The sequence below is a fragment of the Dactylosporangium sp. NPDC005572 genome, assembly GCF_040605515.1.
GTDB lineage: Bacteria > Actinomycetota > Actinomycetes > Mycobacteriales > Micromonosporaceae > Dactylosporangium.
In genome coordinates this window covers 19,605-33,349 of record NZ_JBEXCY010000122.1, presented here as the reverse complement: position 1 = coordinate 33,349, position 13,745 = coordinate 19,605, and the positions used below count along the sequence as shown (strand labels likewise).

General features: G+C 74.6%; 14 protein-coding genes. 3 read left to right on the top strand and 11 right to left on the bottom strand.

Going from position 1 to position 13,745, the window contains the following annotated elements:
* The 8 genes from ABZS66_RS39875 to ABZS66_RS39840 form a co-directional block, all read right to left on the bottom strand.
* Window positions 1-654, bottom strand: a 654-nt coding sequence (locus ABZS66_RS39875) for an FAD-dependent oxidoreductase (RefSeq protein ID WP_354767146.1), incomplete at its 3' end; no start/stop codon positions are given.
* Window positions 644-1,414, bottom strand: coding sequence for a creatininase family protein (locus ABZS66_RS39870; protein WP_354767144.1), 771 nt, complete (start codon window positions 1,412-1,414; stop codon window positions 644-646). The genes ABZS66_RS39875 and ABZS66_RS39870, both read right to left, overlap by 11 nt.
* On the bottom strand, window positions 1,411-2,400 hold the full coding sequence (locus ABZS66_RS39865; protein WP_354767142.1) for an acetamidase/formamidase family protein: 990 nt from the start codon (window positions 2,398-2,400) through the stop codon (window positions 1,411-1,413). Before ABZS66_RS39865 ends, ABZS66_RS39870 begins: the two co-directional genes overlap by 4 nt.
* The gene (locus ABZS66_RS39860; RefSeq protein ID WP_354767150.1) at window positions 2,397-3,563 is read right to left on the bottom strand and encodes an LLM class flavin-dependent oxidoreductase; all 1,167 of its coding nucleotides are present in this window, start codon (window positions 3,561-3,563) and stop codon (window positions 2,397-2,399) included. The genes ABZS66_RS39865 and ABZS66_RS39860 overlap by 4 nt, the downstream gene beginning before the upstream one ends.
* 90 nt (window positions 3,564-3,653) lie before the next feature.
* A complete protein-coding gene (locus ABZS66_RS39855; RefSeq protein ID WP_354767140.1) occupies window positions 3,654-4,199 on the bottom strand; it encodes an XRE family transcriptional regulator in 546 nt (181 codons plus the stop codon).
* On the bottom strand, window positions 4,189-5,073 hold the full coding sequence (locus tag ABZS66_RS39850) for an MBL fold metallo-hydrolase (RefSeq protein WP_354767139.1): 885 nt from the start codon (window positions 5,071-5,073) through the stop codon (window positions 4,189-4,191). Before ABZS66_RS39850 ends, ABZS66_RS39855 begins: the two co-directional genes overlap by 11 nt.
* An 82-nt stretch (window positions 5,074-5,155) precedes the next feature.
* Window positions 5,156-5,575 (bottom strand): cupin domain-containing protein, encoded by a 420-nt coding sequence (locus ABZS66_RS39845; protein WP_354767138.1) that lies wholly within the window; start codon window positions 5,573-5,575, stop codon window positions 5,156-5,158.
* 1 nt (window position 5,576) lies between these two features.
* Complete coding sequence (locus tag ABZS66_RS39840; RefSeq protein ID WP_354767137.1) at window positions 5,577-6,329, bottom strand: isochorismatase family cysteine hydrolase; 753 nt, start codon at window positions 6,327-6,329, stop codon at window positions 5,577-5,579.
* Between the two features lie 114 nt (window positions 6,330-6,443).
* Here ABZS66_RS39840 and ABZS66_RS39835 point away from each other — a divergent pair, with 114 nt between their 5' ends.
* Window positions 6,444-7,829, top strand: coding sequence for a cellulose binding domain-containing protein (locus tag ABZS66_RS39835; RefSeq protein ID WP_354767135.1), 1,386 nt, complete (start codon window positions 6,444-6,446; stop codon window positions 7,827-7,829).
* A gap of 34 nt (window positions 7,830-7,863) precedes the next feature.
* Here ABZS66_RS39835 and ABZS66_RS39830 read toward each other — a convergent pair whose 3' ends face one another.
* The 3 genes from ABZS66_RS39830 to ABZS66_RS39820 form a co-directional block, all read right to left on the bottom strand.
* Entirely contained in the window at window positions 7,864-10,092 is a 2,229-nt protein-coding gene (locus ABZS66_RS39830) for a bifunctional polysaccharide deacetylase/glycosyltransferase family 2 protein (RefSeq protein WP_354767133.1), read from the bottom strand.
* Window positions 10,089-10,616: a hypothetical protein gene (locus tag ABZS66_RS39825; protein WP_354767131.1), complete on the bottom strand. Its 528-nt coding sequence runs from the start codon at window positions 10,614-10,616 to the stop codon at window positions 10,089-10,091. Before ABZS66_RS39825 ends, ABZS66_RS39830 begins: the two co-directional genes overlap by 4 nt.
* 183 nt (window positions 10,617-10,799) lie before the next feature.
* Window positions 10,800-11,150, bottom strand: a complete 351-nt coding sequence (locus ABZS66_RS39820; RefSeq protein WP_354767129.1) for a hypothetical protein — start codon at window positions 11,148-11,150, stop codon at window positions 10,800-10,802.
* A gap of 151 nt (window positions 11,151-11,301) precedes the next feature.
* On the opposite strand from ABZS66_RS39820, the gene ABZS66_RS39815 reads away from it, so the two are divergent.
* Window positions 11,302-12,999, top strand: coding sequence for a substrate-binding domain-containing protein (locus tag ABZS66_RS39815; protein ID WP_354767148.1), 1,698 nt, complete (start codon window positions 11,302-11,304; stop codon window positions 12,997-12,999).
* A 245-nt stretch (window positions 13,000-13,244) separates the two neighbouring features.
* Window positions 13,245-13,658 carry a hypothetical protein gene (locus ABZS66_RS39810; protein WP_354767127.1) on the top strand — a complete coding sequence of 138 codons (414 nt, stop codon included), beginning with the start codon at window positions 13,245-13,247 and terminating at the stop codon, window positions 13,656-13,658.
* Window positions 13,659-13,745 lie beyond the last annotated feature (87 nt).

Sequence of the window (13,745 nt, the reverse complement as noted above, 5' to 3'; positions counted from 1 at the left end):
GGCGGGCCGGCCGACCCCGGCGAGGTGGCGCACGACGGGGCCGGCGGCGGCGATCGCGGTACCGGCCGCAAAGGGCGAGACGCCCCACACGCCGGGGCCGGTGGCCGCGAACGCCGACTGGATCCACGGCGGCAGCCCGAAGGCGGCGAGGACGTCGATGAGGCTGCGCCGCCGCCAGGCCAGCAGCATCGCCGCGGTGCGCGGCGAAGCGAGGCGCAGCAGCCGACCGAACGACGGCGGCGCGGCGGCCGCGGCGAGTACCAGCCGGGCGAGGGGCAGCGTCGCGTCGACGTACCGCCGGTACGCCGCGCCGACCGCCGGCGGCAGGCCCGCGACGGTCCGCTCCACCGAGCGGTACTGCACGAACGCCGGCTCGCCGCCCCAGCCGACCGCCACCTCGACCGGGTCGACGTCGAGATAGCGCAGGCCGTGCGCGGCCAGGCCGAGCTCCTCGACGATGCCGGAGGCCAGGACCATGGTGTGATCGCAGTTGCAGATGTTCACCCGGGCGCCGACGGCGTCCACGGTGGACGCGCAGCCGCCGACGGTACCGCGGCACTCGACCACGGTGACCGCGAGCCCGGCCCGGGCCAGGTAGGCCGCGCAGGTCAGCCCGTTGTGCCCGGCACCGACGACGAGGACGTCAGCGGCCATGGGCGAACCGCGCGATCTCGGCGAACGCCTGCCCCGCCTGGCGGAGCATGCCGGCGTAGAGCGCGGCGCCGTGCTCGGCGGTGGCGAGGGTCGGGTCGCCGAGCGTGCCGTCGGTGCCGAAGTCGTCGCTGGACCAGCCGAACGACACCGGGCCGCCGAAGCGGACGTGCTCGAACCCGGTCAGCTGCTCCGGCACGTTGCGGGTCGCGAGGTCCATCCGCACCAGGTCGGGGCGTAGGTGCAGGACCAGCGACGTCTCGTCCTTGCCGCCATGGATGCCGGTGCCGAGCTCCTCGGCGGGCGAGGCGCCGCCCTGGTCCGGCGGCAGCGACGGGTGCATGACGAACGTGGCGAGGCCGAAGTCGAGCCGCAGCTCGCGGGCGCAGACGTTGAGCAGCGCGCTGTTGCCGCCGTGGCCGTTGAGGAACACCAGCTTGCGCAGCGGTGTGCCGGCGACGCTGCGGCCGAGGTCGTGCACGACGGCCGCCAGGGTCGCGGCGCTCAGCCACAGGGTGCCGGCCGCCCAGGCGTGCTCGTTGGACTTGGTGCAGGCCAGCGGCGGCAGCAGCCACAGCTCGTGCTCGTCGCCGTCGGCCGCGACGGCGTCGGCGGCCAGGGTCTCGGCGACGAGCAGGTCGGTGACCAGCGGCAGGTGCGGACCGTGCTGTTCGATCGCGCCGACCGGCAGCACGGCGATGCCGTGCGCGGGCAGGGCGGCGACGGCGGGCGAGGTGAGCTCGGCGAGCCGGCGCATACTCATGGCACTCCCAGGAGGTCGACGGAGCGGGGCAGGACGACGTGCGCGCCGAGCACGCCGTCGACGACCTGGGTGACCTCGACGTCGCCGGCGACGCTGAGCCAGGCCAGCGCGAGGTCGGGCGGGATGCCGTCGTTGCCCAGCAGCCGCACCGCGGCGGCCGACGCGGCCCGCACGGCGCGGCCGAGGTCGCGGTCGAGCCCGCACACGATCCACGACGCCGGTGTACGGGCCACCGGGGCATCGAGGTCGAACCGTCCGGTGTGGACGGTCAGCCGGAGCGTCGCCCGCAGCGGCGCCTCCAGGGCGGTCGAGGCGAGCTCGCCGTTGCCCTGGGCGAAGTGCGGGTCACCGGCGTAGAACAGCGCGCCGGGGGCGAGGACGGGCAGGAACAGCGTCGTGCCGGCGACGAGGTGCTTGAGGTCGAGGTTGCCGCCGAAGCGCCCGGGCGGCCCGGAGTGCGGCTCCGGCCCGCCTTCGGCGACGCCCATGATGCCGAGGAACGGCGCGACCGGGACGCTGAGCCGCGGGTCGCCGTCGAGGTACGCGCGTCCGGCGGCGACCCGGCAGAAGGTGCTCACGACCGGGGCGGTGAAGCCGGGCGGGCGGTCGGCGCCGAAGACGTCCTTGGCATGCCGGTCGGTGATGACCCCGTAGTCGGCCCGCCGGTCCAGGGCGAGGACGTCGACCTGCAGCAGGTCGCCGGGCTCGGCGCCGTCGACGCGGACCGGGCCGGTGACGAAGTGCGGGCCGTCGTCCGGGCGGCGGGGCAGCCGCGGCACGACGTCGAGCAGGTCGGGCAGCGGCTCGACGCCGTGGCGGGCGAAGAAGGCCAGCGGGTCGCCGCCCTGGTCGGGCAGGGCGCCCTCGTGGCTGAGGGTGTCGAGGGTGAGCACGGCGCCGGAGGCGACGGTGGCGACCGGCTCGGCGGCGGCGGACGGGAGCCGGCCCCAGCGCAGGGTGTCCACCGTGGACGGTACGTGGATCACGGCTGGTCCAGCAGCGGCAGAACCTCGGTGGCCAGCCGGGTCAGCTGGTCCCGGACCCGCGGGTACGGGTCGCCGGGCATGCCCGGGAACACGACCAGGTCCTGCAGGCCGAGCTCGTCGCGGTACCGCCGGATGACCGACGCGACGTCCTGCGGGCTGCCGACCGCCCACACGCCCTGGTCCATCGACTCCTCGAGGGTGGGCTGGTGGCCGGCGGGGGCGGGGCCGCCGTCCGGCCCGTTGTAGCCGCGGCCCCAGCCGTAGGGGCCGAGGAACTTCCAGAACTCGTCGTGGCCGGGGCGCGCCTCGTCGACGGCCCGGGCCGCGGTGTCGGCGACGGCCACGTTGAGCACGAGCAGGCGCCGCTCCCCCGGGCCGAGCGCGCGGCCGTGGTGGCGGGCGAACAGCGCGCCGAACTCGTCCCAGTCGCGGCGCAGCCGGTCGCGCTCCTTGAGCCAGAAGACGCCGCCGTAGCCGCGGCGCGGCACCTCCTGCAGCGTCGGCGGGCTGGTGACCGCCTGCCAGGTCTCGAACGGGTACACCGGGCGGGGCACCAGGGTCAGCGTGGACACCTCGCCGCCGCGGTCGGGGATGCCGGGCGGCGGGAGGCTGAAGTGCTTGCCCTGGAACGCGAACGTCTCGGCGCCGAAGGCGGCCTCGATGACGTCGAGGGCCTCGCCGGTGAGCTCCCGGTTGCGCCGGTCGGCCTCGGCGGCGTCGGGGTTGTCGTGGCTGCCGACGGAGAGCCGGCCGGCGGTGAGGGGGAGCATCTCGCGCGGCACCGTGCCGCGCCCGACGCCGAGGATGCCGCGCCCGCCGCTGAGGTTGTGCACCAGGGCGAAGTCCTCGGCCAGGCGCAGCGGGTGCCACTGCCCGACGACGTTGAACATGGTGCCGATGCGCAGGCGGCTGGTCCGCGCGGCGAGGAACGCCGAGAACAGCAGCCCGTTGGGCACGACCTCGTAGCCCTCGTGCTGGAAGTGGTGCTCGGTCAGCCAGAAGCTGTCGAAGCCCAGCCGCTCGGCCAGCACGCCGCACTCCAGCAGCTCGCGGTGGGCGTGCAGCACGGCCTGCTGGTCGTAGCGGCGGTCGAGGGGGTCCGGGCCGGACGCGCCCGCGTCGGGCATCTCGACACCGCCGAAGAGGAAGACACCGACCCGCATGCGCACCGCCCGATGTTGATGGAGTCAACATTTGCACGATGCTGCCGTCAGGTGTCGTGGTCGTCAGCGGCCCGTTTCGGCGGGGAAAACTCAGACGTTGTGCTGCACCATGACGACCCGGACGGCGCCGGGGGCGGCGCGGCGCCACCGGTGCGGGATGCCGCCCGCGTAGTACAGGCTGCCGCGCTCGCGCAGGACGACCAGCTCGCCGTCGACGTCGACCTCGATGGTGCCCTCGGCGACGTACAGGAACTCGTCGCCCGCATGGACGTAGTACTCCTCGAAGACGTCCGGCGCGCCGGTGAACTCCAGCGGCAGCATCGCCCGCTCGCCGTGCACCAGCGAGCGCACCGTCCCGTCACCGGAGTCCAGGGCGGGCAGCGCGTCGTGACCGGGCACGATCGAGACGGCCTCGGTGCCGGGCAGCGCGAGCAGCGCCTGGGCGGTGGTGTCCAGCGCGGCGGCGACGGCGGTCAGCGAGCGCATGCTGGGCCGGGCGACGCCCCGCTCGACCTGGCTCAGGAACGGGTGGCTGAGGCCGGCCCGGGCCGCGACGTCGACCAGGGTCAGCCCGAGACCGCGCCGCCGCGCCCGGATCGCGCCGCCCAGCTGCCGCAGCAGCTCGTCAGCGCTCAACTCGGCCGTCAACCAGCGGGCGCAGGATCGTGAAGTCGCCGAAGTCGTGGCGCAGCGCCGGGCGGCGCAGCAGGTCGGCGCCGGGGACGCCGGTGGCGCGGCCGGCGGCCACGTCGGCGAACGCGGCCGCGGCCCGGCGCAGGAACGCCGGACCCACCCGGTAGCGCAGCGTGTGCGCGGGGAAGATCGACGACACCGAACCACCAATCTCATCGTCGAGCCACCGCAGCGTCGCGGCGAACCGCTCGATGTCGGTGTCGGGCGTGTGCGCCCAGAAGTCTCCGGTGATGAGGGTATCGCCGGCGAAGAGCAGCCCGTGCGCCTCGTCCAGCAGGCAGATCGAGTCCGGCGAGTGCCCCGGCGTGAACAGCACCGTCAGCTCCCGGCCGCCGAGGTCGATCCGCTGCCGGTCGGCGAGGGCGGCCGGGGCCGGGCCGGGCGGGACCGTCCACGCGTCCGCGCCGGGCGGCAGCGGCCGCGGCCGGGTCGCGGCGGCGAACAGGTGGAAGAAGCGGTCGTCGAGGGCGCGGACCTGCTCGTACGCGGCGAGCTGGGCCCGGGCGACCGCGAGGTACGCCGCCAGCTGCTCCGGCGGCACCGCGCTGGTCAGGGCGGCCGCGGCGGCCGGGTGGGCGGCGACGTCGGCGAAGTACCGGTTGCCGCCGCGGTGGTCGCTGTGCCCGTGGGTGTTCACGGCGAGCACCGGCCGGTCCGTCAGGCGCCGCACGACGGCACCGATGTCGGCGATGCCGAGGCCGGTGTCGACCAGCACGGCCCGCTCGGTGCCGGCGACGAGGAAGCAGTTCACGTGTCCGGGCTCGGCGACGAGCCAGGTCCCCGGCCCGACCGCCTCGACGGCGAACCAGTCGCTCATGCGACCTCCGCTCCGCTCCGGCCGCACGAGCCCAGAACCGAGCCCATGACGAGCGGCCTCCTCCGCTTCGCTCCGGAACCGCTCATGCCGGCAGCGCGCGGAACACGGCCCGGTCCTCGTCGTCGGTCGGGGCCACCGGGCCGCGCCGGACGAGGTCGGCGAAGCCCTCGTCGGGGCACATGAGGGTGAGGCTGTACATGCGGCCCTCGCCCTCGTTGTGGATGTGGTGCACGGTCCCGGCCGGCAGCACGATCGTGTCGCCCGCGGCGACGGCCACCTCGTGCTCGTCGCAGACCGCGCGCCCGCGGCCGCGCAGGAACACGAACGTCTCCACGGCGCCGGGGTGGCTGTTCGGCGGCTGCGCGCCGCCCGGGTCCCACGCCTCCAGGATCACCGTCACCGGCGACACCTCCGGTCCGGCGAGCACGGCCAGCCGCACGGTGTCGCCGGGCGTGATGTGGTGGAACTCCAGCGCCGCGGCGTCGACGAGGATGGGTCGCATCTCACGCTCCAGTCAGGTGGGTGGAGTCGGCCACGAAGCCGAAGCACTGGGCCACGTTGTAGAGCGTCGCCTCGTGGCAGAACGCCGGGGACGTGGTGGCGGCGCAGTCCTCCAGCAGCACCACGTCGTAGCCGAGGCAGGCCGCGTCGGACAGCGTGGACAGCACGCACTGGTCCGAGTTGACCCCGGCGAACAGCAGCGTGGTGACGGCCAGGTTGCGCAGCACCGAGTCGAGCGGGGTGTCGAAGAAGCCGCTCATGCGGTACTTGTCGACGAGGATGTCCTCGGGGGCGGGCGCGAGCTCGTCGACGATCGCCGCCGACCAGCTGCCCTGCTGCAGCGTCGGCGTGCCGCGCGGCCCGGCCGGCGCCCCGATCCCGGCGCCCCGGCCGAGCGGGTCGTACACGTGCAGCACGCCCGGCGGCAGGTTGGCCCGGTCCGCCCGGTTGCCCCAGTTGAGCCAGACGATTGGCGTGCCGGCGGCCCGCAGCCACGGCACCACCCGGCGCAGCGGCTCGATCGGCCCGCGCGCCGGCGCGATGTCGACGCCGATCGAGGCGAGCCAGCCGTCGGGGTGGCAGAAGTCGTTCTGCATGTCGACGACGACGAGCGCGCAGCGCGTCAGGTCGAGGGTGACCGCCTGCGGCCGCGCTTTGACGGTGACCACCCGGGGCTCGGCCGGGACCCGCCGCAGGTCCACGCCGCCGTCGTCCCCGACCGTCCACCCGTTGCGGGGACTGCCGATGTTGACCACACCAACATGCTGCCGGGGCGTCGTTTCGCCGCGGTTTCGTCGGCCGTGGGACTTGGCAAATGGACATATCACGCAGTACCGGTACTGATACCCACGTGGCACACTTTTCGGGTGATGCATGGCCCAAGGGTGTTGTCCGGCCGGTACCGGCTGATCGAGATGGTCGGCGACGGCGGTAGCTCGCCGACCTGGCGCGCGTACGACGAGGTGCTCAGGCGGCGGGTCGCCGTCAGGATCCTGGCCGGTGGGCCGCGCGACGAGGGTGAGCTGCGAGCCGGCGTGCAGGCCGCCGCGTTCCTGAACCATCCCAACGTCAGTGCCGTCTACGACTACGGCGTCGCCGACGGCGAGCCGTTCGTCGTGATGGAGCTCCTCGACGGCGTCTCCCTGGCCGCGCGGCTCGTCCAGGGCCCCCTGCCGTGGCGCCGGGCCGCCGAGGTGTGCGGGTCCGTCGCGGCGGCACTGGCGGCGGCGCACGCGCGGCGTCTGGTGCACCGCGGGATCGAACCGGGCAGCGTGATCCTCACCGAGACCGGCGTCAAGGTGGCCGGCTTCGGCGTCGCCGCGATCGCCGCCGCCCGCGACGCCGGCGGCCCGGCCGCCGACGTGTACGACCTCGGCGTCCTGCTGTTCACGGCGCTGACCGGCGCGCCGCCGGCGCGCGGAAGGGCGGGACTGTTCCGCGACGACCCGGAAACGGCGGCGCTGCCGGTGATCCCGGGGATGCCGTTGGAGCTCGCCGCGCTCTACCAGGCCTGCGTCGCCGCCGAGCCCGCCGTGCGCCCGTCCGCGGCGGTCGTGGCCGGGCAGCTCGCCGCGCTGGCCGGCGCGGGCGTGGCCGGCCTGCGGGACGCGCCCGTCGGCGGCGCACCGTGGCCGGCGGCCGAGTCCCGTACCGTCCGGGCCACCGGTCCGATGCAGGTGGCGCCGCCGGCGCCGCGCCGTGCGGGCCGGCGCGTCATCGTGGCGTTGGTGGCCACGGCGGTGGTTGCCGTCGCCGGTGTCGCCATGGCCGCCGTGGCCTTCAGCCCGGCGCTGAACCGTGAGTCCGCCGCGACGCGGTGGTCGGTCCGTCCGCTGCCGTCGGGCGGGCCCGGCGCGTCCGGCGAGGCGGCATCGACGTCGGCGCCGCCATCGACGTCGGCCGCGCCACCGGCACCGGCGGCGCAGTCGTGCAGCGTCGCCTACCGGGTGAAGGACACCTGGGACAACGGCGCGAACGTGACGCTGTCGATCGTCAACACCGGCACTGCCGACGTGCGGCACTGGGTCCTGACCTTCGATCTCGGCGCGGGCCAGCAGACCCGCGACGGCTGGAACGGGACCTGGCAGCAGCAGGGCGAGCGGGTGACCGTGGCCGGGCTGCCGGGCCACGCCGACCTGCCGGCCGGCTCGTCGATCAACGACGTCGGTGCCGGTGTCGAAGGCCAGCACGCCGCCGACATCCCCACGAGCTTCACGCTCAACGGCACGCCGTGCGCAATCGCCCCGCAACCATAGCGACGTCCGGCGCGGGGCGCACAACGTGCAGGAGTCAGCGCCGCGTCGCCGGCGCGCGGTAATGCCGGCCCGTGGCAGACCGCGCCGGGCCGGCACCGACGGGACCGCCGGTTCTGCCGGCACCGGCGGGAGCGCCGCCGGTCATGCCGGTGCCGGCGGAACCGGCCCGGTGCAGCTTGTGCCAGCGCAGCCGGGCCCCGGTCAGCGCGGTGCCGAACGACTGGATGAGGACGAGGTACATCAGCTGGCGGTACACGAACTGCTGCAGCGGCAGCACCCACAGCGGCCGCAGCTTCTCCTTGTCCAGCCGGAACGCGACGACCGCGGTGAGCACCTGCATCGCGAACATCGCGAGCCACAGGCCGGTGGTGACCAGCCGGCTCGGCTGGAACAGCCCGTAGACGAACAGGATGTCGACGACCGGGGCGAGCAGCGGGAGCGCGATGCCGAACAGCGCGACGAACGGCAGCCCCAGCCGGCCGAAGCGACCCGACGGGCCGCGCTGCACCAGGGACCGGCGGTGCTTCCACATCGCCTGCATCGTGCCGTAGCTCCAGCGGTACCGCTGCAGCCACAACTGCCGCAGCGTGGTCGGCACCTCCGTCCACGCCCGCGCCCGCTCCTCGTAGACCACCCGCCACCCGGCGCGGCACAGCGCCATCGTCGCGTCGGTGTCCTCGGCGAGGGTGTCGTGGCTGATCCCGCCGATGTCCAGCACCGCCTCCCGGCGGAACGCCCCGATCGCACCCGGGATCGTCGGCATGCAGCGCAGGACGTCGTAGAGGCGCCGGTCGAGGTTGAACCCGATCACGTACTCGATGTGCTGCCACCGGGCCACCACCGAGCGCCGGTTGCCGACCTTCACGTTGCCGGCCACGGCACCGACGAACGGGTCCGCGAACGGCTGCACCAGGTGCCGCACCGCGTCGCGCTCGAACACCGTGTCGCCGTCGACCATCACGACGATGTCGTGGCTGGCCAGCTCGACGCCGACGTTGAGCGCGTTGGGCTTGCCGCCGTTGGGGACCCGCGCGACCCGGACGTTCGGCAGGCCGAGCGCGGCGACCAGCGCCGCGGTGTCGTCGGTCGACCCGTCGTCGACCACCACGACCTCGATCCCGCCCGGGTGGTCGCCGCCGGCCAGCGACCGCACGGCCGCCTCGATGCCCTCCTTCTCGTTGTAGGCGGGCACGATCACCGACACCGGCAGCTCGACCGGCGGCCCCCACCGCCAGTCCGCGGCCCGCCGCCGTCTCGCGTGCCGGCCGGCGAGGAGGAACAGCGCCGCGGTACGGGCGATCGTCAGCACCCCGACGACGAGCAGGAGGACGCCGAGGGCGGCCACCACCCAGCCGGCCAGGGACACGGCGGTGACCAGCGCCAGGGAGCGGTGCCGGTCGACGAGGGTCGCCGGCGTGTCGACGACGACGCGCTGCCCGCCGAACGCACGGGTCAGGCCCTCGGAGACGGTCGTGAACGTGTAGCCGCGCGAGCGCATGAGCGGGATGAACCGGTCCAGGGCCGCGACGGTCTCCGCGCGGTCGCCGCCGGCGTCGTGCATGACGACGACCGAGCCCCAGTCGCCCTGCGGAGTCGCGGCGCGGACGATCGCGTCGGCACCGGCGCCGCGCCAGTCCTGGCTGTCGGTGTCGGCCATGACGGTGAGGTACCCGAGCTCGCCCGCCTCGCGGACCAGGCCCCACCTGGCGTCGTCGACCGCACCGGGGCCGGACGTGTACGGCAGCCGCAGCAGGGCCGACTTCCGGCCGGTGGCGCGGACGACGGCGAGCTGGGCCTGCGAGTACTCCAGTTCCCGCTGCCACCGCGGCAGGCGCTCGAGGTGCGGGTGGGTGAACGAGTGGACACCGATCTCGTGACCGTCGCGGGCGAGGTCGGCGACGATGCCCGGGTGCCGGGCCGCCCGCGCGCCGAGCACGAAGAACGTGGCGTGGACGCCGTGACGGCGCAGTACCTCCATGACGCGCGGTGTCCACCAGGGGTCCGGCCCGTCGTCGAAGGTGAGCGCGATGGTCTTGACCGGCAGCCGGTACGTGCGGAGTTGGCCGTTGCGCGTGTCGATGACCGGGCCGCCTTTGGTCACCGTCTCCGGCACCGTGGACCGCCGGCCCGCGCCCGCGGTGTGGTCGGGCTGGAACGCGGCGCCGGCGTAGGCGTCGACGAGCAGCGCACCGACGATCACGACGAGCACGACCATGCCGAAGACCAGCCGGTTGACCGACCGGCGCTTCCGTGGTCCGGTCACGCCGGGCTCGCGACGACCACGGCGCTCGGCGACGCACTCGGCGAGGCGCTTGGCGAACCACTCGGGGACGCGCTCGGGGAGCCGCTCGGTGTACTGCTGGGCCGCGGTGTGCCGCTCGCCGGCACGGACGGCCCCGGGGTGGCCGAGGGGCTGCCGGAGGCCGTGGCGGACGCGCCGGGCGACGGGCTGCTGCCGGGCGGCCGGCCGCCGGGGGTCCGCTTGCCGGCACCGGCCGGCCGGTTGGCCGGGGACACGCCGGGCGTCGCACCTGGCGCCGCGGACGCCGACCGCGCCGGCTCCGGCATCGGCAGCAGCCGGAACGGTTGCAGCGGGCCGCCGACGAGCAGCACGGCGGCCGGCACGAGCGCCACGTAGGTCAGCGCCGCCGCACCCACCACGTTGCAGAGCAGCCGGATTCGCCGTCGACGACGGCCGGTGGTATCGACGAACACGGGCGTGGAGGCGTCGTCGCCCGCGGCGATGACGCTGGTCGCCCGGTCGACCCGTGGGACTTCGACGGACACGGCATCAGCGTAGGTTCGGCCCGCGTCCCGGGCCGGGCCGTTGCGGCGGCCCCGGCCGAATCTCCCATCGGCGTCCCATCGCGGCTCCGCCGGGACTCACCCGCCATCTCACCACGCCCCGGCGCCCGTACGAGGCGCGGACGAGTCAGGGGCGGTCGTAGAGCGTCCAGTGGTCGAGCCGCATCAGCGGACGTCATAGGCGTCGAGGTAGTACCCCTCGTCGCCCTCGCCCAGGGTCTCGGCGTCCCACCTCCCGCTCCACCGCGCGACGTGGGCATCCAGGTCGACGGCCGCCGCTCGGGCGAGCACGTCGGCGGGTGTGCGCTGCCGGTCGCCGGTCCGGAAGAAGTCGCGGTCCAGGTCCGTGGTGTCCATCAGCAGCACCGGATAGTGGCCGGTCAGCGCGGCACGGACCCGCCGGCGGACCTCCTCGGCGGCACCGTCGAGCCGCACCACGACCAGGCGCTCACCGTCGACGTCGTACTCGTGGGCCCGGTCGTCCGCCAGCCCGGCGGCACGCAGGAGATCATGCATCGCCGGATGCTGACCCCCGCGCCGGTGTCCGGCGTTTGCCGGGCGTTGGCCGCCGGGGTACGAGCCCGACGTCCGGTCGCGATCGACTCTGGGTTCACCGGTGGAGGGGGACCACGTGCGCCGCAGACGGCTCCAGGCAGGTTTCGTGACGATGGTGCTGGTGGCCGCGACGGTCACGGCGAGTTCGCCGGCGTGGGGCGCGGCGCACGCCCGGATCACGGGGACAGGCTCCTCGTGGGCCGCGAGCGCGCTCAACCGGTGGGTGGCCGACGTCCAGCGGCAGGGGCTGCAGGCCGACTACACGCCGACCGGCTCGTCGACCGGCCGTAGGGACTTCGCGGCGCTCGCGTCGGACTTCGCGGTCAGCGACCTTCCGTTCCAGGGCCTCGACCCGCTGACCGGTGTGAACGACACCAGCCAGGGCCGGCCCTTCGCCTACCTGCCGATCGTGGCGGGCGGCACCTCGTTCCCGTATCAGATCCGGGTCAACGGCACGCTGGTGCGCGACCTGCGGCTGTCCGGGCAGACGCTCGCCGGGATCTTCACCAACCAGATCACCAACTGGAACGACCCGGCCATCACCGCCGACAACGGCGGGCGGGTGCTGCCGTCGCTGGACATCCTGCCGGTCGTGCACTCGGAGGGTTCCGGCGCGACCTGGCACTTCACGAGGTACCTGGCCAGACAGTTCCCGGCGGAGTGGGGCGCCTACACCGGCCGGACACCGGCGGCGACCTCGTACTTCGGCCCGGTGGGGGGCCGGATGACCGCCCGGAACGGCTCGGACGGCGTCATGAACGCGGTCACCGCCGCCTCGGCCAACGGCGCGATCGGCTACAACGAGTACTCGTACGCCCTGGCGGCGAACTACCCCGTCGCGAACGTGCAGAACGCGGCCGGCTCCTTCGTCGCGCCGACGGCCGACAACGTCACGACCGCGCTGACCCACGCGATGATCGACATCAACCGGGCCTCGCCGACCTACCTCGTGGCCAACCTGGACAACGTCTACATCGCGCCGGAGCGCGACGCGTACCCGCTGTCGTCGTACTCGTACGTCATCCTGCCGACCGGCACGAACGCCCAGGACGCGCGGATGAACACCGCCAAGCGCCAGACGCTCGCCGAGTTCCTCGCGTACGGTCTCTGCGCGGGCCAGACCGGCCTGGGCGCGGTCGGCTACGCGCGGCTGCCGGCGAACCTCGTCCGGGCCGGATTCGAGCAGATCCGCACCCTGCAGGCCGCCGATCCCGATGTCGACCTGACCAACGCCTCGTCCTGCGACGGAAACGGCCCGACGACCGCCGGCGTGCCGGTGGACGGCGACAACCAGACCGCCCCCTACCAGGGCAGCGTGGCACTGCAGGTGGCGGGCGGCACCGCGGTACAACTGCGGCAGCTCGATCCCGCTGCGCCCGGTGGCCACCCCGCGCAGGCCACCGACCCGACCGGGCACCGCCACGCCTGGGTCTTCACCGGCGAGCTCACCGGCATCAGCGTCGCCGACACCCGACCCGACCAGCCCGGCTGGACCCTCACCGGCCAGGCAGCCGACTTCGTCGCCGGCGGGACCACCGTCTCCAGCGTCCACCTCGGCTGGACACCGGCGCTCGTGGCCGCCGCGAGCGACGCCGAAGGCACACCCGTCGCCGGACCTGCGGTCGCACCGCGCATGCAGGTGCCCGCCAGCAGCGGGCTCGCCGGATCGGGAGCCACCCTCGCCGGCGCGCCCGCCGGCAGCGGCCTCGGCACCCAGACCGTGTCGGCGGCGATGGTGCTCTGGATTCCGGACACCGCACCCAGGGGTACCTACACGAGCACGCTGACGCTCACGCTGATCAGCCCGTAACCGCCCGGGGCCTTGGACTTTGTCGATGTCGGCCTACGGCCCGGCCCGTCCCGCTACGGTCAGTACGAGCAGGCCGGCGTGCCGGTACCGAACGTACGGGGTCTTCCATGTCTCGCCACCGCGGGGTGCATCGCCATCGTCCGGCCCACCGCCATCGCCCGGCCCATCGCCGTCGCCCGCCCGCGCCGGCCGCCCCGGCAACCGGGTCGCCGGCGCGGGCCGTCAGTGCCGGGCAGGGCGCGGCAATGCTCGTCCCGGCGGTCGTCGTCCTGGCGATCCTGCTTGCGTGGTTGTCCGTGAACAGCATCCGCTACTCGTCCACGCCCGGGGGTGCCACCGCGGCCGACGCGACGGCGACCGAGGACCCGTCACGCGACGGCCCGGGGGTGCGCTCCGGCGTGCAGGCGATCGGCCAGCTGCCGATGCTGGTGGGCATGAACTGTCAGTCGGCGATGGTCCGGCTGGAGCGCCTGGGGTACGACAACGTGGTCGCGGTGTCACTGGACCCCGAGATCAGGTACATCGACCGGGCCACGGTCTGGACCGTGGCCCACCAGGCGCACCCGGCGGGCAGCAAGCTCCAGCTCGACGAGCCCGTCGTGATGGGCTGCACCTGGAACGGCCGGGACAACCGGACCCCCTGGCCGCCGAAGGTGTGATGCAGGACTCCCGAAGCGACCGGAGCGACCGGAGCGACCCGAACGGCGGCGGCCGGGACCGGCGGGTGACCGGAGCACCGGCCGCCG